The sequence below is a fragment of the Asanoa hainanensis genome (genome assembly GCF_900188485.1).
Lineage (GTDB): Bacteria > Actinomycetota > Actinomycetes > Mycobacteriales > Micromonosporaceae > Asanoa > Asanoa hainanensis.
Window position 1 is genome coordinate 74853 of the sequence record NZ_FZPH01000002.1, and the last position, 17064, is coordinate 91916.

Genomic DNA, 17064 nt, shown 5'->3' on the forward strand with positions numbered 1-17064 from the left:
AGATGCCACGCAGCCTGAAGAAGGGCCCGTTCGTCGACGACCACCTGATCAAGAAGGTGGAGACGCAGAACGACAAGGGCTCGAAGAACGTCATCAAGACGTGGTCGCGCCGTTCGACGATCATCCCCGAGATGCTCGGGCACACGATCGCCGTCCACGACGGTCGCAAGCACGTCCCGGTGTTCGTCACCGAGGCCATGGTCGGGCACAAGCTCGGCGAGTTCGCGTTGACCCGCACGTTCAAGGGTCACGAGAAGGACGACCGGAAGAGCCGCCGCCGCTGACGCGGTGCAGATAGAGGATCAGAGGGGTTACAGCGATGCCAGTCAAGGGCGACGCTCCGGCGCTTCCGGGCGCACGGGCGGTTGCGCGCCACGTGCGCATCTCGCCGAACAAGGCGCGCCGAGTGGTCAACCTCGTCCGCGGTCTGCCCGCGAAAGAGGCGCTCACGGTGCTCCAGTTCGCGCCGCAGTCGGCGAGCGAGCAGGTCTACAAGGTGCTCGCCAGCGCGATCGCCAACGCGGAGAACAACGAGCGGCTGGACCCCGACGCGTTGCTCGTCAGCGAGGCGTTCGTCGACGAGGGTCCGACCATGAAGCGGTTCCGGCCGCGCGCTCAGGGTCGTGCCTACCGGATCCGCAAGCGCACCTGCCACATCACCGTGGCGGTCGAGGCGGTTGCTCCGGCACAGCGTCCCGGCAAGAAGGCTGCGGCGAGCAAGAAGGCCGCGCCGGCCAAGGCCGCGCCGGAGACCGCTGCTGAGGAGACCACCGAGGCGACCGCCGCCGAGGAGCCGGCTCCGGCCAAGAAGGCCGCGAAGAAGGCCACCAAGGCGACCAAGGCCACCAAGGCGACCGAGGCGAAGGCCAAGGCGGACGACGAGACGACCGCCGAGGAAGGGACCGAGTAATGGGTCAGAAGGTTCACCCGCACGGGTTCCGGCTCGGCATCTCGACCGACTGGAAGTCCCGCTGGTTCGCGGACAAGCTCTACAAGGACTACATCGGCGAGGACGTCAAGATCCGCCGGATGATGTCCAAGGGCCTGGAGCGTGCCGGGATTTCCAAGGTCGACATCGAGCGCACCCGCGACCGGGTTCGCGTCGACATCCACACCGCCCGGCCGGGCATCGTCATCGGCCGTAAGGGTGCGGAGGCCGACCGGATCCGCGGCGAGCTCGAGAAGCTCACGGGCAAGCAGGTGCAGCTCAACATCCTCGAGGTGAAGAACCCCGAGTCCGACGCTCAGCTCGTCGCGCAGGGCGTGGCCGAGCAGCTGTCGAGCCGGGTCAGCTTCCGCCGGGCGATGCGCAAGGCCATGCAGTCGGCGATGAAGAACCCGATCGTCAAGGGCATCCGGGTGCAGGTCTCCGGCCGCCTCGGCGGCGCCGAGATGAGCCGCACCGAGTTCTACCGCGAGGGTCGCGTCCCGCTGCACACGCTGCGCGCCAACATCGAGTACGGGTTCTTCGAGGCCCGCACCACGTTCGGCCGCATCGGCGTGAAGGTCTGGATCTACAAGGGCGACGCCGTTCCGGGTCGGGAGGCTCCGGCCGAGGCCGGCGCACCGCGTCCGCGCCGCGAGCGTGGCGACCGTCCCGAGCGTCCGCGCCGTGGCCGTTCCGGCTCGTCCGGCACGACCGCCGGCGGCACCGAGGCGGGTCGGGCTGCTCAGCAGGCCGCCCAGGCCGAGGCCACCGGCAGCGCCCCCGCGGCGCCGGCCGCCGAGCCCACCACGAACGACACCGCCGCCGCGGCTCCGGCCGCGCCGGCGACTTCGCCAGCAGCCCCGTCTGCTGGGTCGGAAAACTCAGCGCAGGAGGGCTGATTTCGATGCTGATGCCGCGTAAGCCCCCGAAGGGCTTCCGCAAGCCGCACCACCCGGACCGCCACGGCGCGTCCAAGGGCGGCAACCGGGTGGTCTTCGGCGAGTTCGGAATCCAGGCGATCGAGTCGGCGTACCTCACGAACCGGCAGATCGAGGCGGCTCGTATCGCCATGACCCGCCACATCAAGCGTGGTGGCAAGGTCTGGATCACGGTCTTCCCGGACCAGGCCCTGACCAAGAAGCCCGCCGAAACCCGCATGGGTTCCGGCAAGGGCTCGCCCGAGTGGTGGGTGGCGAACATCAAGCCCGGCCGCGTGCTGTTCGAGATGTCGTTCCCCAACGAGCAGATCGCGCGAGAGGCGATGCGTCGCGCGATTCACAAGCTTCCGATGAAGTGCCGCATCGTGACACGCGAAGTGGGTGAATCCTGATGGCAGCGGGCACCAAGGCCTCTGAGCTGCGAGAGCTTCCCGAAGAGGAGCTGATCTCGCTGCTGCGCGAGGCCAAGGCGGAGCTGTTCAACCTCCGCGTGCAGTCCGCGACGGGCCAGCTCGACAACAACCGTCGGCTGCAGGTCATCCGTAAGGAGATCGCCCGGATCTACACGATCATGCGTGAGCGTGAGCTGGGGCTCTCGGCCGCGCCAACTGAGGTGACTGCGTGATGACTGAGAACACCACCGCTCCCGAGCGGGCCCGCCGGAAGACCCGTGAGGGTCTCGTGGTGAGCGACAAGATGGAAAAGACCGTCGTGGTCGAGGTCGAGGACCGGGTCAAGCACCCGCTCTACGGCAAGGTTCTGCGGCGTACGAGCAAGCTCAAGGTCCACGACGAGCAGAACTCGTGTGGCATCGGCGACCGGGTCCTGATCATGGAGACCCGTCCGCTGTCCGCCACCAAGCGCTGGCGGGTCGTGGAGATCCTCGAGCGCGCGAAGTAAGTAAGCCGACCGGTTCTTCCAAGCTCCGGCAACGCCGGAGGACTGGCAGACAGAGGAGATAGACGTGATTCAGCAAGAGTCGCGACTGCGTGTCGCCGACAACACGGGTGCGCGGGAGATCCTGTGCATCCGGGTCCTCGGTGGCTCGGGTCGGCGCTACGCGGGCATCGGCGACGTGATCGTCGCCACTGTCAAGGACGCCATCCCTGGCGCCGGTGTGAAGAAGGGCGACGTCGTCAAGGCCGTCGTCGTCCGCACCGCGAAGGAGAAGCGGCGCCCCGACGGCTCGTACATCCGCTTCGACGAGAACGCCGCCGTGATCATCAAAGATGGCGGTGACCCCCGCGGCACCCGTATCTTCGGCCCGGTCGGCCGTGAGCTGCGGGACAAGCGGTTCATGAAGATCATTTCTTTGGCACCGGAGGTGCTCTGACCATGAGCGAGCGCAGCGAGCTCATCATTAGGCTCAGTGCATCCGCGCATGCGCGGGCCGACCGGAGGGAGGCCCGGGCATGAAGGTGAAGAAGGGCGACACGGTCGTCGTCATCGCCGGCAAGGACAAGGGCGCCAAGGGCAAGGTCATCCAGGCCATGCCGCGCCAGGACAAGGTTCTTGTCGAGGGCGTCAACCGGGTCAAGAAGCACGAACGTATCCGCACCACCCAGCGCGGCGCCAAGACCGGTGGCATCGTCACGCAGGAGGCACCCATCCACGTCTCGAACGTGATGGTCCTGGACTCCGACGGCAAGCCGACCCGGGTGGGTTACCGCGTCGACGAGAACGGCACCAAGGTTCGCGTCGCCCGCAGCACCGGTAAGGACCTGTGATGACCACGACAGCCGAGAAGACGCTGCCGCGTTTGAAGCAGCGCTACCGCGACGAGGTCGTGGGACAGCTGCGCGAGCAGTTCACGTACGCCAACCCGATGCAGATCCCAGGCCTGGTCAAGATCGTTGTCAACATGGGCGTCGGTGAGGCGGCCCGCGACGCGAAGCTGATCGACGGCGCGGTCCGTGACCTGACCACGATCACCGGCCAGAAGCCGCTGGTCCGCCGGGCGACCAAGTCGATCGCGCAGTTCAAGCTGCGCGAGGGCATGCCGATCGGCGCGAAGGTGACCCTGCGCGGCGACCGGATGTGGGAGTTCCTCGACCGGCTGCTGTCGATCGCCCTCCCGCGTATCCGCGACTTCCGTGGCCTCGACGCCCGCAAGCTCGACGGCAACGGCAACTACACGTTCGGGCTTACCGAGCAGTCGGTGTTCCACGAGATCGACCAGGACCGGATCGACCGCGTGCGGGGCATGGACATCACGGTGGTAACCACCGCGACGACCGACGACGAGGGCCGGGCGCTGCTCAAGCTCCTGGGCTTCCCGTTCAAGGAGAACTGAGTACATGGCTAAGAAGGCGCTGATCCTCAAGGCTGCCGCGAAGCCGAAGTTCGCGGTCCGCGCGTACACCCGTTGCCAGCGCTGCGGGCGTCCCAAGGCGGTCTACCGGAAGTTCGGTCTCTGCCGGGTCTGCATCCGCGAGATGGCTCACCGCGGTGAGCTTCCCGGTGTGTCCAAGGCCTCGTGGTAAGCCACCACCCGAAATGCCACTTCGCCGCAGGCCCTTGGCGGGGAACCACGGCGAGAAAGGTTGACGAGAACTCATGACGATGACCGACCCGATCGCAGACATGCTCACCCGTCTGCGCAACGCCAACCAGGCGTATCACGACCGGGTGACGATGCCCTACTCGAAGATCAAGGCGAACATCGCCGAGGTCCTCAAGAGCGAGGGCTACATCGCCACCTGGGTTGTCGAGGAGCCCACCGAGGGCGTCGTCGGCAAGCGACTGGTCGTCGAGCTCAAGTACGGCCAGAACCGGGAGCGGAGCCTGGCCGGGATCAAGCGCGTGTCCAAGCCCGGTCTCCGGGTTTACGCCAAGTCGGACGGGCTCCCGCGGGTGCTCGGCGGTCTGGGCGTGGCGATCATTTCGACGTCCCAGGGACTGCTGACCGACCGGCAGGCCCGCAAGCGGAGCGTGGGCGGGGAAGTCCTCGCCTTCGTCTGGTAACCGGGGAGTTTGTAGAAATGTCGCGAATTGGACGTAAGACGATCCCGGTTCCCGCCGGCGTCGACATCACGATCAACGGCCAGACCGTTCAGGTGAAGGGCCCGAAGGGTCAGCTCAGCCACACGCTGGCCGAGCCGATCACCATCGAGCGCGCCGAGAACGAGCTCGTCGTGAAGCGCCCGAACGACGAGCGCAAGGCCAAGGAACTGCACGGCCTCTCCCGTACGCTGGTCGCGAACATGGTGGTCGGCGTGACCGACGGCTACCGCAAGTCGCTGGAGATCGCCGGCACCGGTTACCGCGTGACCGCGAAGGGCAAGGACCTGGAGTTCGCTCTCGGGTTCTCGCACCCCGTCGTCGTCCCGGCGCCGGATGGCATCACCTTCACCGTGGAGCGGCCCACGCTGTTCCACATCGCTGGCATCGACAAGCAGCAGGTCGGTGAGGTGGCCGCCAACATCCGGAAGATCCGTCCGCCGGAGCCGTACAAGGGCAAGGGCGTGCGTTACCAGGGCGAGGTCATCCGCCGTAAGGCTGGAAAGGCAGGTAAGAAGTGACCGCCACGCTACTCAAGCGCCGTCGCGGCGTCGCCGCGAAGCGGGCCGTGGGCCGGGCGCGTCGGCACTTCCGCGTCCGCAAGCACCTGGTGGGTTCGGCCGAGCGTCCGCGCCTGGTCGTCACCCGGTCGCTGCGGCACATCAACGCCCAGATCGTCGACGACGCCAAGGGTCACACCCTGGCTTCGGCGTCGACCCTGGATGCCTCGATCCGAGGCACCGACGGCGACAAGAGCGCTCAGGCCGGCAAGGTCGGCGCGCTCCTCGCCGAGCGGGCCAAGGCTGCCGGCGTGTCGAAGGTCGTCTTCGACCGGGGCGGCAGCAAGTATGCGGGTCGCATCGCCGCGTTGGCCGACGCCGCGCGCGAAGCCGGGCTCGAGTTCTAACCCGTCACATCTGAGAAAGGAAGGCTGCTGATGCCAGGTCAACAGCGCCGTGGCGGCGGGTCCGGTGGCAACGAGGGTGGTCGCCGCGACAACCGCCGTGAGGGCGGCCGCGGAAACGCGCCCGTCGAGAAGACTCCGCACCTCGAGCGGGTCGTCGCGATCAACCGTGTCGCCAAGGTCGTCAAGGGTGGTCGGCGCTTCAGCTTCACCGCCCTGGTGATCGTCGGCGACGGCGACGGCACGGTCGGCGTGGGGTACGGCAAGGCCAAGGAGGTGCCCGCGGCGATCGCCAAGGGTGTCGAGGAGGCCAAGAAGCACTTCTTCAAGGTGCCGCGGATCGCAGCGTCGATCCCGCACCCGGTGCAGGGCGAAGACGCCGCCGGCGTGGTGCTGCTCAAGCCGGCCTCGGCCGGTACGGGCGTCATCGCCGGTGGCCCCGTCCGCGCCGTGCTGGAGTGCGCGGGCATCCACGACGTGCTCTCCAAGAGCCTCGGGTCGTCCAACCCGATCAACATCGTGCACGCCACGGTGGCGGCGCTGAAGGCGCTCGAGTCGCCTGAGGCGGTCGCGACCCGTCGTGGCCTGCCGGTCGAGGACGTGGCTCCGGCCGCGATGCTGGCCAGCCGGGCTGGGGTGAGTGTCTGATGGCACGCCTCAAGGTCACTCAGGTCCGGTCCGAGATCGGGTCGAAGCACAACCAGCGGGAGTCCCTGCGGTCGCTCGGCCTGAAGCGGATCAACGACGTGGTGGTCAAGGAAGACCGTCCCGAGATTCGGGGCATGATCTTCAAGGTCAACCACCTCGTGAAGGTCGAGGAGGTCGAGTAATGACCATCAAGGTTCACCACCTGCGTCCGGCCCCCGGCGCCAAGACCGACAAGACCCGGGTGGGTCGCGGTGAAGGCTCCAAGGGCAAGACCGCCGGTCGCGGCACCAAGGGCTCCAAGGCCCGCAAGAACATCTCGGCGGCGTTCGAGGGTGGGCAGATGCCCCTCCACATGCGGCTGCCGAAGATGAAGGGCTTCCGCAACCAGAACAAGGTCGTCTTCCAGGTCGTCAACCTGGACAAGCTGGCCGAGCTGTTCCCGAACGGCGGCGAGGTCGGCCCGGCCGAGCTCGTCGACGCCGGTGCGGTTCGCAAGGGCCAGCCCGTCAAGGTTCTCGGCAGCGGCGACCTGAGTGGCGTATCTCTCCGCATCTCCGCGCACGCGTTCAGTGCGTCGGCGAAGGAGAAGATCGCCGCCGCTGGTGGCGCCACCACCGAGCTGTAAATCGGACAGGGGCGCGGTGCCGACGGTTTAACGACCGTCAGGTGCCGCGCCCTTCCGGCGTTGATCCGGACCGACGCGGCCGGATATCGTTTTTGATGGATGGGCACGGCCAGCCGGTCACCGCCCGAGCCAGATAAGTTAGAGTCCGTTCCCGACAGGGTGTCGGACCATTACCGACAGCCATCCCGTGCCGCCACGACCCCGGCGGTCGCCCGCGCAGGAGGAAGACGTTGCTCTCCGCATTTATCAGTGCGTTCCGCACGCCTGACCTGCGCAAGAAGTTATTGTTCACGGTCGGGATCATCGCGGTCTACCGGCTGGGCGCCACGCTGCCCAGCCCGGGCGTGTCCTACGGGAACGTGCAGAAGTGCATGGACCTCATGGCGAACAACAACGCGGGTGGCGTCTTCAACCTGCTGAACCTGTTCTCCGGCGGTGCGCTGCTGTCGCTGTCGGTCTTCGCGCTCGGCATCATGCCGTACATCACAGCCTCGATCATCTTGCAGCTGTTGACCGTCGTGATCCCACGGCTGGAGCAGCTCCGCAAGGAGGGTCAGGCCGGCCAGGCGAAGATCACGCAGTACACCCGCTACCTGACGCTGGGCCTGGGCATCCTCCAGGCGTCCGCGTTCGTGGCGCTCGCCCGCTCGGGCCAGCTGTTCAACAACCAGTGCGACCAGTTCCCGATCGTCCCGAACACCGCGCTGCCGACCTGGGTCACCCTGGTGGCGCTGGTCGTGACGATGACCGCCGGCACCGGCGTGGTCATGTGGCTGGGCGAGCTCATCACCGACCGCGGCGTCGGCAACGGCATGTCGGTCCTGATCTTCACCTCGATCATGGCCCGCCTCCCCAGCGAGGGCTGGCAGATCAAGATCAGCCAGGGCTGGTGGAAGTTCTTCCTGGTGATCGCGCTCGTCCTGCTGATCATCTTCTTCGTGGTCTTCATCGAACAGGCCCAGCGCCGGATCCCGGTGCAGTACGCCAAGCGCATGATCGGCCGGCGGATGTACGGCGGCACGTCCACCTACATCCCGCTCAAGGTCAACCAGGCCGGCGTCATCCCTGTCATCTTCGGGTCGTCGCTGCTCTACCTGCCCGCGTTGCTGCTGCAGTTCTACGACCGCAACAACCTCAACGGCTGGCAGTCGTGGATCCAGAACAACCTGGTCGACCCCACCAGCTACATCTACATCACGCTCTACTTCCTGCTGATCATCTTCTTCACCTACTTCTACGTGTCGATCACGTTCAACCCGACCGAGGTTGCCGACAACATGAAGAAGTACGGTGGGTTCGTGCCGGGCATCCGGCCGGGCAAGCCGACAGCTGAATACCTCGACTACATCCTGAGCCGGATCACCCTTCCCGGCGCGCTCTACCTGGGTGTCATCTCGATCCTGCCGAGCTTCTTCTTCATCTGGCTCGACAAGCAGCAGTACATGAACTTCCCGTTCGGTGGCACCGCTGTGCTGATCATGGTCGGCGTCGGGCTGGAGACGGTGAAGCAGATCGAGAGCCAGCTCATGCAGCGGAACTACGAAGGGTTCCTGCGCTAGTGCGAATTGTTCTCGTAGGTCCTCCGGGCGCGGGAAAGGGGACGCAGGCCGAGTTCATCGCCGCGCACCTGGCCGTGCCCAAGATCTCGACCGGGGACATCTTCCGCGCCAACGTCTCGCAGGGCACCCCGCTCGGCGTCGAGGCCAAGCGCTACATGGACGCCGGCAAGCTGGTGCCCGACGAGGTGACCATCAACATGGTCCGGGAGCGGCTTGCCGAGCCCGATGCCGGCGAGGGCTTCCTGCTCGACGGGTTTCCGCGTACGACGCCCCAGGCGGCCGCGCTCGACAAGCTGCTGGCCGACCTGGGGACCGCGCTCGACCTGGTGATGGAGCTCGTAGTCGACGACGACGAGGTGATCCGGCGGCTGTCCGGCCGGCGCACCTGCCGCGGCTGCGGCAAGATCTGGCACGTCGAGTTCGACGCGCCGTCGCGGGAAGGCATCTGCGACCGCTGCGGCTCGGAGCTGTTCCAGCGCGACGACGACAAGGCCGAGACCATCGCCAAGCGGCTGGTGGAGTACGCCGAGAAGACCGCGCCCCTGGTCGACTACTACGGGGCACAGGGCAAGCTGGTCGGCATCGACGCGACGGGCCCTGTCGAGGACGTGACCGTCCGGGCGATCGACGCCCTGCGGTCCTACGGCGGCTAGTCTCGATTGATGCGCCGACACCAGCTGGACATTCAGCTGAAAACCCCTGAGCAGATCGACCTGATGCGCCGCGCCGGCTTGGTCGTGGCCAGCGCGCTGGCCGCGATGCGGGCCGCCGTGGCGCCGGGCGTGACCACCGCCGACCTGGACGCGATCGCCGAGCGGGTGATCCGCGACGCCGGTGGCACACCGTCGTTCAAGGGCTACCACGGCTACCCGGGCTCCATCTGTTCCTCGGTCAACGAGCAGATCGTGCACGCGATCCCGTCGCCGAGTCAGGTGTTGCGCGAGGGAGACCTGATCTCGCTGGACTGCGGCGCCATCCTCGAGGGCTGGCACGGCGACGCGGCGATCACCGTGCCCGTCGGCGAGGTCGACCCGAAGCTGCTGAAGATGGCCGCGGTCGCCGAAGACTCGATGTGGGCCGGCATCGCGGCCGCGGCCCGCGGGGTGCGCTCCGGCCGCGGGCGGCTGACCGACATCAGCCACGCGGTCGAGACCGCGGTGCGGGCCGGCGGCAACTACGGCATCGTCGACGGCTACGGCGGCCACGGCATCGGCACCGAGATGCACCAGGACCCGCACGTCCTCAACCACGGCCGCCCGGGCCGTGGGATCAAGCTATCGCCGGGCCTGTGCCTGGCCATCGAGCCGATGATCACGATGGGCTCGCCGCGCTCGGTCGAGCTCGACGACGGCTGGACCGTGATCACCCGCGACCACTCGGTGGCCGCGCACGTGGAGCACTCGATCGCCCTGCTCGACGACGGCGTCTGGGTCCTGACCGCGGTCGACGGCGGCCGGGCCCGGCTCGGCGACCTGCTCTCCGCCCGGGCCTCGACCTCCTCCGCGCCGGCGGCCAGCTAACCGCAGATATACGCGGTGGCCCCGCTGGTCACCGCGAAGCTGCCGTGCTCGTCGATGTGCTCGGCGACCCGTCGCTCCAGTTCGGTCAGCACCTCGTCGCGCCGGTCGGTGGGCATCGCGATCGTCTCCGGCGGCAGGCTCTCGACGTAGCCGCGGACGGCCGCGGCCGCGCGCACCAGCACCAGCTGGCCCAGGTCGCGCTTGTCGACCTCGGCGAAGGCGGCCGGCAGGAGCTCGTCCGCCGTGTTGGTGCGGAACCGGTGGCCGTCCCACGCCATGCGCACCGGTGCGCCGAGCAGGTCGCCCGTGACGTCCGCGAGCAGGTCGTCGACCTCGTACGCGTGCCGGGTGCTGTTGGTAACGACGACCACGTGCCCCTCGGGGCTGGTGATCCGGCGCAGCTCCGCCAGGGCCAGCGGGATGTCCGGGACGTGGTAGAGCATGTGGGGCGCCAGGGTAAGCCGCACAGAATGCGTCCGGATCGGGATGGTCTGGGCGTCCGCGACCGCCGTCGCCGCTCCCGAGGCCGATCGGGCGGTTGCCGCCATGCCCGGCGACAGATCCAGCCCGACCAGCGGCCCGCCGTGCCCGCGATCGCGCAAGGTCGCCAGGTAGCGGCCGTTTCCGCAGCCCACGTCCACGACGGTGGCGTCCGCGGCCACGTCGACCAGGTCCAGCACCCGTCCGACTAGCGGCGCTTTGGTGCCGTACGCCCAGATTCCCTGACGGGTTCGGAGATTCTCGTCGTTGACGTAATTCGCGGAGACATTCATGAGACCGCACGTTAGTGGTTCGCCGATGGCATCCTCAGAGGTATGGACCGGCGCCAGATGCGGGCGGGTGACTCGGATCGGCAGCACGTTGCCGACCAACTCCGGACGGCCCTGGAACTCGGGCGCCTGGACCTTCCCGAATACGACGAACGGCTGCAGAAGACCTACGCGGCGAAGACCTTCGGCGACCTCGACGGACTGCTCGACGATCTCCCGGACACCTCCGTTCCCACCGCTGACTCGCAGCTCCTCGTGCCCAGGCGCAACGACGCGCTGGTGCCGGGCGCGGACGGCAGGTTCCCGAACGCCACCGCGCGCTGGCTCGCGCATACTTGGGACGGCTACTTCGCCACGGTCGCGATCGTCGTCGCGATATGGGCCGTCATCTGCCTGATGACCGCCGAGTGGCTCTACTTCTGGCCGGCGTGGGTGGCCGGGCCGTGGGGCGCGGTGCTGCTGGTCTCCACGATCGGCGGGCTGGCCAGTGGCGAGCCGCAGAAGTGGGCGGCCGGGCAGGCGCGCGAACAGCAGCGCAAGCAACGCAAGCAGCGCAAACGGGCCCGGGAGGAAGCCGAGGGCGACGAGGACTGACCTCGCCCGACGAGCCGTCGACACCGGTTTGGCGCCGATGCGTACCCCCGCGTAGTATGTAGTGTCGGCGCACAGCGTCCGCTCTGTCATGCCCGCCATCGCGCTTCGGCGGTCGACAGGGCCCGCGGCTGGCCTGGGCGATCCCTCGCTCGGGAGACTCTGTGCACCGTTCCGGAACACCGACGTCAGGACAGCGGAGGATATGCCGAAAAAAGACGGGGCCATCGAGATCGAGGGTCGGGTCATCGAGCCATTGCCGAATGCCATGTTCAGGGTTGAGCTCGCCAACGGCCACAAGGTACTGGCTCACATCAGCGGCAAGATGCGGCAGCACTACATCCGCATCCTGCCCGAGGACCGGGTCGTGGTGGAGCTCTCACCCTATGACCTGACTCGTGGGCGCATCGTCTACCGCTACAAGTAACACCTGGCGACGGGACACAAGTCCCCGTCCGTTACGACGGTCCGGCATGCCACTGCGGCGCCGCCGGGCGTTGATGGGAAGTAAAGGCAAACCGTGAAGGTCAAGCCGAGCGTCAAGCGAATCTGCAACAAGTGCCGCGTCATCCGCCGGCACGGCCGGGTCATGGTCATCTGTGACGACCCGCGCCACAAGCAGCGCCAGGGCTGAGTCCCCGGCGATATCGCCTAATTGAACAAGCTCGTCCCAGCCGCGGGAGCTAAGGCGACTCGTGGTACACCCCTGGTCGGAGGCCAGGGCCCGCGCGGGCACGCGGGGCGGGATGGGCACAGACCTCCGCGAACACACGAGGAGTACGCCCGCACATGGCACGTCTAGCCGGCGTTGACCTCCCGCGCGAAAAGCGTATGGAGATCGCGCTCACTTACATCTACGGGGTCGGTCGGACCCGCGCCAAGGAAGCCCTTGGCGCTACCGGCGTTTCCCTGGACAAGCGTGCGAAGGACCTCTCGGACGAGGAGCTGGTCCAGCTCCGCGACTACATCGAGGCCAACTTCAAGGTTGAAGGCGACCTGCGCCGCGAGGTCGCTGCTGACATCCGCCGCAAGGTCGAGATCGGCTGCTACGAGGGCATCCGGCACCGTCGGGGTCTCCCCGTCCGTGGCCAGCGGACTCGCACCAACGCGCGTACCCGGAAGGGTCCGAAGCGGACCGTCGCCGGCAAGAAGAAGCCCGGCAAGAAGTAACTAGGAGCGCAGAAGACTTATGCCACCGAAGGCTCGTGCCGGGGCCGCTGTCAAGAAGGTCCGGCGCAAGGAACGCAAGAACGTCGCCCACGGGCAGGCGCACATCAAGAGCACCTTCAACAACACCATCGTGTCGATCACCGACCCGACTGGTGCGGTCATCTCCTGGGCCTCCGCGGGCCAGGTTGGCTTCAAGGGCTCCCGCAAGTCGACTCCGTTCGCCGCGCAGCTGGCCGCCGAGGCCGCCGCTCGTCGGGCCATGGAGCACGGCATGCGCAAGGTCGACGTGTTCGTGAAGGGTCCCGGTTCCGGCCGGGAGACCGCCATCCGTTCGCTGCAGGCCGTGGGCCTCGAGGTCGGCCAGATCGCCGACGTCACCCCGCAGCCGCACAACGGGTGCCGTCCGCCGAAGCGTCGTCGGGTCTGAGAGGTTAGAGGAAAATGGCTCGTTATACCGGTGCTGACTGCCGCCGTTGCCGGCGGGAGAAGATGAAGCTGTTCCTCAAGGGCAGCAAGTGCGACGGCCCCAAGTGCCCGTTCGAGTCCCGGCCGTTCCCGCCCGGGCAGCACGGCCGCGGCCGCACGAAGGAGACGGAATACCTGCTCCAGCTTCGTGAGAAGCAGAAGGCCCGCCGCGTGTACGGCGTGCTGGAGAAGCAGTTCCGCGGCTACTACGAGGAAGCCGTCTCGAAGAAGGGCAAGACCGGTGAGGTCCTGCTCCAGATCCTCGAGTCGCGCCTCGACAACGTGGTCTACCGGGCTGGCCTGGCCAAGTCCCGCGACCACGCGCGCCAGCTGGTCAAGCACGGCCACTTCGTGGTCAACGGCAAGAAGGTCGACATCCCGTCGTACCGCGTCAAGGAGCACGACATCGTGCAGGTTCGGGAGAAGTCGCAGGACCTGACCCCGTTCATCGTGGCCCAGGCCGAAGCCGGTTCGAAGACCGTGCCGGCGTGGCTCGAGGCCATCCCCACCCAGCACAAGGTGCTGGTGCACTCGCTCCCGGCCCGCCAGGTGATCGACACCCAGGTCCAGGAGCAGCTGATCGTCGAGCTCTACTCCAAGTAGCGCTCGGTGGCTCCGTGCCGCCGCCGTTTTCGCGGCGGCGGCACGGAGCAACCATCAGGCGACCGTCAAATAGTGGGCGGTCCCGAACGAAGGAAGAAACGAAGTGCTCATCACTCAGCGGCCGACCCTCTCCGAGGAGTCGATCAGCGAGACCCGTTCCAAGTTCACCATCGAGCCGCTCGAGCCCGGCTTCGGCTACACGCTCGGCAACTCGCTGCGGCGCACCCTGCTCAGCTCCATCCCGGGTGCGGCCGTCACCAGCATCAAGGTCGACGGCGTCCTGCACGAGTTCACCACCATCCCGGGCGTCAAGGAAGACGTCGTCGAGCTGGTCATGAACGTCAAGGAGCTGTGCGTCAGCTCCGAGCACGACGAGCCGGTCAGCATGTACCTGCGCAAGCAGGGCCCCGGCGACGTGACCGCGGGTGACATCCAGCCCCCGGCCGGTGTCTCGGTGCACAACGCCGACCTGAAGCTCGCCACGCTCAACAGCAAGGGCCGGCTCGACATGGAGCTGACCGTCGAGCGGGGTCGTGGCTACGTGACCGCGAACCAGAACAAGAGCGCGGGTGCCGAGATCGGCCGGATTCCGGTCGACTCGATCTACTCGCCGGTGCTGAAGGTCACCTACAAGGTCGAGGCGACCCGTGTCGAGCAGCGCACCGACTTCGACCGGCTGATCATCGACGTCGAGACCAAGCCGTCGATCGGCCCGCGCACCGCCCTGGCATCCGCCGGCTCCACCCTGGTCGAGCTCTTCGGCCTGGCCCGTGAGCTCGACGAGACCGCCGAGGGCATCGACATCGGCCCGTCGCCGCAGGACGCGCAGCTCGCTGCCGACCTGGCGCTGCCGATCGAGGAGCTGGACCTCACCGTCCGCTCGTACAACTGCCTCAAGCGCGAGGGCATCAACACCGTCGGTGAGCTCATCGGGCGCACGGAGGCCGACCTCCTCGATATAAGGAATTTCGGTCAGAAGTCGATCGACGAGGTCAAGATGAAGCTCGCCGGCATGGGTCTGGGCCTGAAGGACTCGGCGCCCAACTTCGACCCCGCGCACGTCGTGGACTCCTTCGGCGAGGTTGACTACGACACCGATGACTACCGCGAGACCGAGCAGCTCTGACACCCCGCTGCGACACCTGAGGAGCACCAACGATGCCCACGCCCACCAAGGGTCCCCGCCTCGGCGGTAGCCCGTCGCACGAGCGGCTGCTGCTGGCCAACCTGGCCACCGCGCTGTTCCGGCACGGGAAGATCACTACGACCGAGACGAAGGCGAAGCGCCTGCGTCCGCTCGCCGAGCAGCTGATCACCAAGGCCAAGCGCGGTGACCTGCACGCCCGGCGCCGGGTGCTGACCGTCGTCCGGGACAAGGACGTGGTCTTTGCCCTGTTCGATGACATCGCACCGCGGTACGCCAACCGCAGCGGCGGCTACACGCGGATCATCAAGACCGTCCCCCGCAAGGGCGACAACGCTCCGATGGCGATCATCGAGCTGGTCGAGGAGCTCGCCGAGGCGCCCGCCGCCCCGGCGAAGAAGGCGGCCCGCAAGGCCGCCGCGCAGCGTGACAAGGTCGAGGCGCTCACCCGCGAGGAAGAGCCCCCGGCCGCCACGTCGACGTCCGCTCCTGTTGTCGAGGCCGAGGCCGAGACCAAGGACGACGACAAGTAACAAGCACGGCATGACGATGAAGGCGCCCTTCGCGGGGCGCCTTCTTCGTCTTCATCAGGGGGTACGACGTGCGCGCGCGACTGGACATCGCCTACGACGGCACCGACTTCTCCGGCTGGGCGGTGCAGCCGTCCCGGCGTACCGTGGCCGGCTCGATTCTGGCCGTGCTGGAGCAGGTGCTCGGCGCGGACGTGGCCACGGGGCTGACGGTGGCCGGCCGCACGGACGCCGGGGTGCACGCGACCGGCCAGGTCGCGCACGTCGACCTGCCCGACCCGGTCTGGGCGGCGACCGGCCCGACGCTGCTGCGCCGGTTGGCCGGGCTGCTGCCGGGCGACGTGCGGGTGACCGCGCTGGCCGAGGCGCCGGCCGAGTTCGACGCGCGCTTCTCCGCGACGTTCCGCCGCTACGAGTACCGGGTCACCGACTCGCCCTGGGGCGCCGACCCACTGCGCCGTCGTGACACCCTCGCCTGGCCCCGCAGCCTCGACCTGGAGCGCCTCAACGCGGCCGCCGAGGGTCTGCACGGCGAGCACGACTTCGCCGCCTTCTGCAAGCGCAAGGAGAACGCCACCACGGTGCGCGAGGTGACCCGGCTGGAGTGGCACCGGGTCGTCGCCGACGGCGTGCTGGTCGCGACCGTGCAGGCCGACGCGTTCTGCCAGGCGATGGTGCGCAGCCTGGTCGGCGCGATGCTGGTCGCCGGCGACGGCCGCCGCCCGCCCGAGTGGCCGGCCAGCCAGCTCACCCGGCGGGAGCGCAGCAGCGCCGTCACCGTGGCCCCGCCGCACGGCCTGACCCTGGTAGCTGTCGGCTATCCCGACTCGCCGGGCGCGCTGGCTGCCCGCGCCACCGCCACGCGCCGGCTTCGCACGCCGGCCAGCTAGCGCCCGGCCGCCCGGCGGTCCAGAACCCTCGTGCGCAGGTGCTGCTCGATCAGGTCGGACAGGACCTGGCGGGCGCTCGGGTCGTCCGGATAGATCCGGTCGCCGTCGGTGCGCGCGATCACCGCGTACGCGAGGAAGTGCCCGCGGGCGTGCCAGCCGAGCTGGGCCGTGTCCCGGGCCAGGCCGCCTGTGCCCCGGCCGGCCGGCAGGCCGCTCAGCCGGCCGCTCTCGTCGTCCAGCACGGTTTTGATCCCGCCGCGCACGGTCTCGGCGCCGTCGGCGTCGGCCAGGTTGAGCAGCCCGGCGGTGACCGCGTAGTCCCCGTCGGGGGAGCGCAGCGTCGCCCGGACCACCTGGTTGCAGCCGGCCGCCGCCAGCAGGGTGACGACCTCGCCCTCGGCCGCCACGGCACAGCGTTCCAGCGCCTGCACCCGCAGCACCGCGTAGCGGCCGCCGGCCGGTCCCGCGACCACCACCGCGCCGGGAAACACCTCGGCGGCGGTCAGCGGGCGCGGGTCGTCGGCCCGCGAGGTCAGCTCGCGCAGCACGGTGGCGGCGGCCGGTTGTCCGGTCGCCTCGGCCACCGGCGGATCGTCGCCGGCCACCAGGTAGGTGCCAAAGCCGCACAGCGCGAGCACCGCCAGTGCGGTGAGTACGCAGGTGGGCCGCCATTGCCGCGGTGGCCGCCAGTCCGGTGACCGCCAGGCCGCGAGTACGCGCCCGAGAAGCACGCGGGCCACGCTAGGCGGTATCGGCGGTCGAACGGCCGGAATTCGTGC

At 68.3% G+C, this 17064-nt stretch carries 29 protein-coding genes and 1 pseudogene; 28 read left to right on the top strand and 2 right to left on the bottom strand.

What is annotated here, in order from left to right:
• Positions 1-2: 2 nt before the first annotated feature.
• The 19 genes and pseudogenes from rpsS to map all read left to right on the top strand — a co-directional run bounded on the left by rpsS (position 3) and on the right by map (position 10122).
• Positions 3-284, top strand: a complete 282-nt coding sequence (gene rpsS / locus CHC05_RS04135) for a 30S ribosomal protein S19 (RefSeq protein WP_046567212.1) — start codon at positions 3-5, stop codon at positions 282-284.
• A gap of 35 nt (positions 285-319) precedes the next feature.
• Positions 320-775: pseudogene (gene rplV / locus CHC05_RS04140) on the top strand (50S ribosomal protein L22); the annotation flags it as partial.
• Between the two features lie 134 nt (positions 776-909).
• On the top strand, positions 910-1827 hold the full coding sequence (rpsC, locus tag CHC05_RS04145; protein WP_089244871.1) for a 30S ribosomal protein S3: 918 nt from the start codon (positions 910-912) through the stop codon (positions 1825-1827).
• A gap of 5 nt (positions 1828-1832) precedes the next feature.
• A complete protein-coding gene (rplP, locus tag CHC05_RS04150; RefSeq protein WP_089244873.1) occupies positions 1833-2258 on the top strand; it encodes a 50S ribosomal protein L16 in 426 nt (141 codons plus the stop codon).
• The gene (rpmC, locus tag CHC05_RS04155) at positions 2258-2491 is read left to right on the top strand and encodes a 50S ribosomal protein L29 (RefSeq protein ID WP_089244875.1); all 234 of its coding nucleotides are present in this window, start codon (positions 2258-2260) and stop codon (positions 2489-2491) included. The genes rplP and rpmC overlap by 1 nt, the downstream gene beginning before the upstream one ends.
• Positions 2491-2766: a 30S ribosomal protein S17 gene (gene rpsQ, locus CHC05_RS04160; protein ID WP_089244877.1), complete on the top strand. Its 276-nt coding sequence runs from the start codon at positions 2491-2493 to the stop codon at positions 2764-2766. The genes rpmC and rpsQ overlap by 1 nt, the downstream gene beginning before the upstream one ends.
• A gap of 64 nt (positions 2767-2830) precedes the next feature.
• On the top strand, positions 2831-3199 hold the full coding sequence (gene rplN, locus CHC05_RS04165) for a 50S ribosomal protein L14 (RefSeq protein WP_089244879.1): 369 nt from the start codon (positions 2831-2833) through the stop codon (positions 3197-3199).
• Between the two features lie 79 nt (positions 3200-3278).
• Positions 3279-3593 (top strand): 50S ribosomal protein L24, encoded by a 315-nt coding sequence (rplX, locus tag CHC05_RS04170; RefSeq protein ID WP_089244881.1) that lies wholly within the window; start codon positions 3279-3281, stop codon positions 3591-3593.
• Positions 3593-4159, top strand: a complete 567-nt coding sequence (gene rplE / locus CHC05_RS04175; RefSeq protein ID WP_089244883.1) for a 50S ribosomal protein L5 — start codon at positions 3593-3595, stop codon at positions 4157-4159. The genes rplX and rplE overlap by 1 nt, the downstream gene beginning before the upstream one ends.
• Before the next feature lie 4 nt (positions 4160-4163).
• The gene (locus CHC05_RS04180; RefSeq protein WP_033342853.1) at positions 4164-4349 is read left to right on the top strand and encodes a type Z 30S ribosomal protein S14; all 186 of its coding nucleotides are present in this window, start codon (positions 4164-4166) and stop codon (positions 4347-4349) included.
• Between the two features lie 73 nt (positions 4350-4422).
• Positions 4423-4830 (top strand): 30S ribosomal protein S8, encoded by a 408-nt coding sequence (gene rpsH / locus CHC05_RS04185; RefSeq protein ID WP_089244885.1) that lies wholly within the window; start codon positions 4423-4425, stop codon positions 4828-4830.
• A gap of 17 nt (positions 4831-4847) precedes the next feature.
• Complete coding sequence (gene rplF / locus CHC05_RS04190; RefSeq protein WP_089244887.1) at positions 4848-5387, top strand: 50S ribosomal protein L6; 540 nt, start codon at positions 4848-4850, stop codon at positions 5385-5387.
• Complete coding sequence (gene rplR / locus CHC05_RS04195; RefSeq protein WP_089244889.1) at positions 5384-5773, top strand: 50S ribosomal protein L18; 390 nt, start codon at positions 5384-5386, stop codon at positions 5771-5773. The genes rplF and rplR overlap by 4 nt, the downstream gene beginning before the upstream one ends.
• A 30-nt stretch (positions 5774-5803) precedes the next feature.
• On the top strand, positions 5804-6418 hold the full coding sequence (gene rpsE, locus CHC05_RS04200; RefSeq protein WP_089244891.1) for a 30S ribosomal protein S5: 615 nt from the start codon (positions 5804-5806) through the stop codon (positions 6416-6418).
• On the top strand, positions 6418-6600 hold the full coding sequence (rpmD, locus tag CHC05_RS04205; protein ID WP_089244893.1) for a 50S ribosomal protein L30: 183 nt from the start codon (positions 6418-6420) through the stop codon (positions 6598-6600). The genes rpsE and rpmD overlap by 1 nt, the downstream gene beginning before the upstream one ends.
• Positions 6600-7043 (top strand): 50S ribosomal protein L15, encoded by a 444-nt coding sequence (gene rplO / locus CHC05_RS04210; RefSeq protein ID WP_089244895.1) that lies wholly within the window; start codon positions 6600-6602, stop codon positions 7041-7043. Before rpmD ends, rplO begins: the two co-directional genes overlap by 1 nt.
• A 230-nt stretch (positions 7044-7273) precedes the next feature.
• Positions 7274-8602, top strand: coding sequence for a preprotein translocase subunit SecY (gene secY, locus CHC05_RS04215; RefSeq protein WP_089244897.1), 1329 nt, complete (start codon positions 7274-7276; stop codon positions 8600-8602).
• Entirely contained in the window at positions 8602-9255 is a 654-nt protein-coding gene (locus CHC05_RS04220; protein ID WP_089244899.1) for an adenylate kinase, read from the top strand. Before secY ends, CHC05_RS04220 begins: the two co-directional genes overlap by 1 nt.
• Positions 9256-9264: 9 nt before the next feature.
• Complete coding sequence (gene map / locus CHC05_RS04225; RefSeq protein ID WP_089244901.1) at positions 9265-10122, top strand: type I methionyl aminopeptidase; 858 nt, start codon at positions 9265-9267, stop codon at positions 10120-10122.
• On the opposite strand, the gene CHC05_RS04230 is transcribed toward map, so the two are convergent.
• Complete coding sequence (locus tag CHC05_RS04230) at positions 10119-10895, bottom strand: class I SAM-dependent methyltransferase (RefSeq protein ID WP_089244903.1); 777 nt, start codon at positions 10893-10895, stop codon at positions 10119-10121. The genes map and CHC05_RS04230 overlap by 4 nt on opposite strands.
• Before the next feature lie 57 nt (positions 10896-10952).
• Here CHC05_RS04230 and CHC05_RS04235 point away from each other — a divergent pair, with 57 nt between their 5' ends.
• The 9 genes from CHC05_RS04235 to truA all read left to right on the top strand — a co-directional run bounded on the left by CHC05_RS04235 (position 10953) and on the right by truA (position 16285).
• The gene (locus tag CHC05_RS04235) at positions 10953-11486 is read left to right on the top strand and encodes a DUF1707 SHOCT-like domain-containing protein (RefSeq protein ID WP_089246063.1); all 534 of its coding nucleotides are present in this window, start codon (positions 10953-10955) and stop codon (positions 11484-11486) included.
• A gap of 202 nt (positions 11487-11688) precedes the next feature.
• Positions 11689-11910, top strand: coding sequence for a translation initiation factor IF-1 (gene infA / locus CHC05_RS04240; RefSeq protein WP_007073013.1), 222 nt, complete (start codon positions 11689-11691; stop codon positions 11908-11910).
• A 93-nt stretch (positions 11911-12003) separates the two neighbouring features.
• Positions 12004-12117, top strand: a complete 114-nt coding sequence (gene rpmJ, locus CHC05_RS04245) for a 50S ribosomal protein L36 (protein WP_023358216.1) — start codon at positions 12004-12006, stop codon at positions 12115-12117.
• 155 nt (positions 12118-12272) lie between these two features.
• Complete coding sequence (gene rpsM / locus CHC05_RS04250; protein ID WP_089244905.1) at positions 12273-12653, top strand: 30S ribosomal protein S13; 381 nt, start codon at positions 12273-12275, stop codon at positions 12651-12653.
• Positions 12654-12672: 19 nt separating this feature from the next.
• The gene (gene rpsK / locus CHC05_RS04255; protein ID WP_030329919.1) at positions 12673-13080 is read left to right on the top strand and encodes a 30S ribosomal protein S11; all 408 of its coding nucleotides are present in this window, start codon (positions 12673-12675) and stop codon (positions 13078-13080) included.
• 14 nt (positions 13081-13094) lie between these two features.
• Entirely contained in the window at positions 13095-13721 is a 627-nt protein-coding gene (gene rpsD, locus CHC05_RS04260) for a 30S ribosomal protein S4 (protein ID WP_089244907.1), read from the top strand.
• Positions 13722-13824: 103 nt separating this feature from the next.
• Complete coding sequence (locus CHC05_RS04265; RefSeq protein ID WP_089244909.1) at positions 13825-14847, top strand: DNA-directed RNA polymerase subunit alpha; 1023 nt, start codon at positions 13825-13827, stop codon at positions 14845-14847.
• Positions 14848-14879: 32 nt separating this feature from the next.
• Positions 14880-15398, top strand: coding sequence for a 50S ribosomal protein L17 (rplQ, locus tag CHC05_RS04270; protein ID WP_089244911.1), 519 nt, complete (start codon positions 14880-14882; stop codon positions 15396-15398).
• 68 nt (positions 15399-15466) lie between these two features.
• The gene (truA, locus tag CHC05_RS04275) at positions 15467-16285 is read left to right on the top strand and encodes a tRNA pseudouridine(38-40) synthase TruA (RefSeq protein ID WP_089244913.1); all 819 of its coding nucleotides are present in this window, start codon (positions 15467-15469) and stop codon (positions 16283-16285) included.
• On the opposite strand, the gene CHC05_RS04280 is transcribed toward truA, so the two are convergent.
• Positions 16282-17016 carry a hypothetical protein gene (locus CHC05_RS04280; protein WP_144022472.1) on the bottom strand — a complete coding sequence of 245 codons (735 nt, stop codon included), beginning with the start codon at positions 17014-17016 and terminating at the stop codon, positions 16282-16284. The genes truA and CHC05_RS04280 overlap by 4 nt on opposite strands.
• Positions 17017-17064: the final 48 nt, after the last annotated feature.

Bases quoted from the DNA above. Each gene is read 5' to 3' on its own strand.
- rpsS (WP_046567212.1), top strand. From the start codon at position 3: ATGCCACGCAGCCTGAAGAAGGGCCCGTTCGTCGACGACCACCTGATC.
- rpsC (WP_089244871.1), top strand. From the start codon at position 910: ATGGGTCAGAAGGTTCACCCGCACGGGTTCCGGCTCGGCATCTCGACC.
- rplP (WP_089244873.1), top strand. From the start codon at position 1,833: ATGCTGATGCCGCGTAAGCCCCCGAAGGGCTTCCGCAAGCCGCACCAC.
- rpmC (WP_089244875.1), top strand. From the start codon at position 2,258: ATGGCAGCGGGCACCAAGGCCTCTGAGCTGCGAGAGCTTCCCGAAGAG.
- rpsQ (WP_089244877.1), top strand. From the start codon at position 2,491: ATGACTGAGAACACCACCGCTCCCGAGCGGGCCCGCCGGAAGACCCGT.
- rplX (WP_089244881.1), top strand. From the start codon at position 3,279: ATGAAGGTGAAGAAGGGCGACACGGTCGTCGTCATCGCCGGCAAGGAC.
- rplE (WP_089244883.1), top strand. From the start codon at position 3,593: ATGACCACGACAGCCGAGAAGACGCTGCCGCGTTTGAAGCAGCGCTAC.
- CHC05_RS04180 (WP_033342853.1), top strand. From the start codon at position 4,164: ATGGCTAAGAAGGCGCTGATCCTCAAGGCTGCCGCGAAGCCGAAGTTC.
- rpsH (WP_089244885.1), top strand. From the start codon at position 4,423: ATGACGATGACCGACCCGATCGCAGACATGCTCACCCGTCTGCGCAAC.
- rplF (WP_089244887.1), top strand. From the start codon at position 4,848: ATGTCGCGAATTGGACGTAAGACGATCCCGGTTCCCGCCGGCGTCGAC.
- rpsE (WP_089244891.1), top strand. From the start codon at position 5,804: ATGCCAGGTCAACAGCGCCGTGGCGGCGGGTCCGGTGGCAACGAGGGT.
- rpmD (WP_089244893.1), top strand. From the start codon at position 6,418: ATGGCACGCCTCAAGGTCACTCAGGTCCGGTCCGAGATCGGGTCGAAG.
- rplO (WP_089244895.1), top strand. From the start codon at position 6,600: ATGACCATCAAGGTTCACCACCTGCGTCCGGCCCCCGGCGCCAAGACC.
- map (WP_089244901.1), top strand. From the start codon at position 9,265: ATGCGCCGACACCAGCTGGACATTCAGCTGAAAACCCCTGAGCAGATC.
- CHC05_RS04230 (WP_089244903.1), bottom strand. From the start codon at position 10,895: ATGAATGTCTCCGCGAATTACGTCAACGACGAGAATCTCCGAACCCGT.
- CHC05_RS04235 (WP_089246063.1), top strand. From the start codon at position 10,953: ATGCGGGCGGGTGACTCGGATCGGCAGCACGTTGCCGACCAACTCCGG.
- infA (WP_007073013.1), top strand. From the start codon at position 11,689: ATGCCGAAAAAAGACGGGGCCATCGAGATCGAGGGTCGGGTCATCGAG.
- rpsM (WP_089244905.1), top strand. From the start codon at position 12,273: ATGGCACGTCTAGCCGGCGTTGACCTCCCGCGCGAAAAGCGTATGGAG.
- rpsK (WP_030329919.1), top strand. From the start codon at position 12,673: ATGCCACCGAAGGCTCGTGCCGGGGCCGCTGTCAAGAAGGTCCGGCGC.
- rpsD (WP_089244907.1), top strand. From the start codon at position 13,095: ATGGCTCGTTATACCGGTGCTGACTGCCGCCGTTGCCGGCGGGAGAAG.
- rplQ (WP_089244911.1), top strand. From the start codon at position 14,880: ATGCCCACGCCCACCAAGGGTCCCCGCCTCGGCGGTAGCCCGTCGCAC.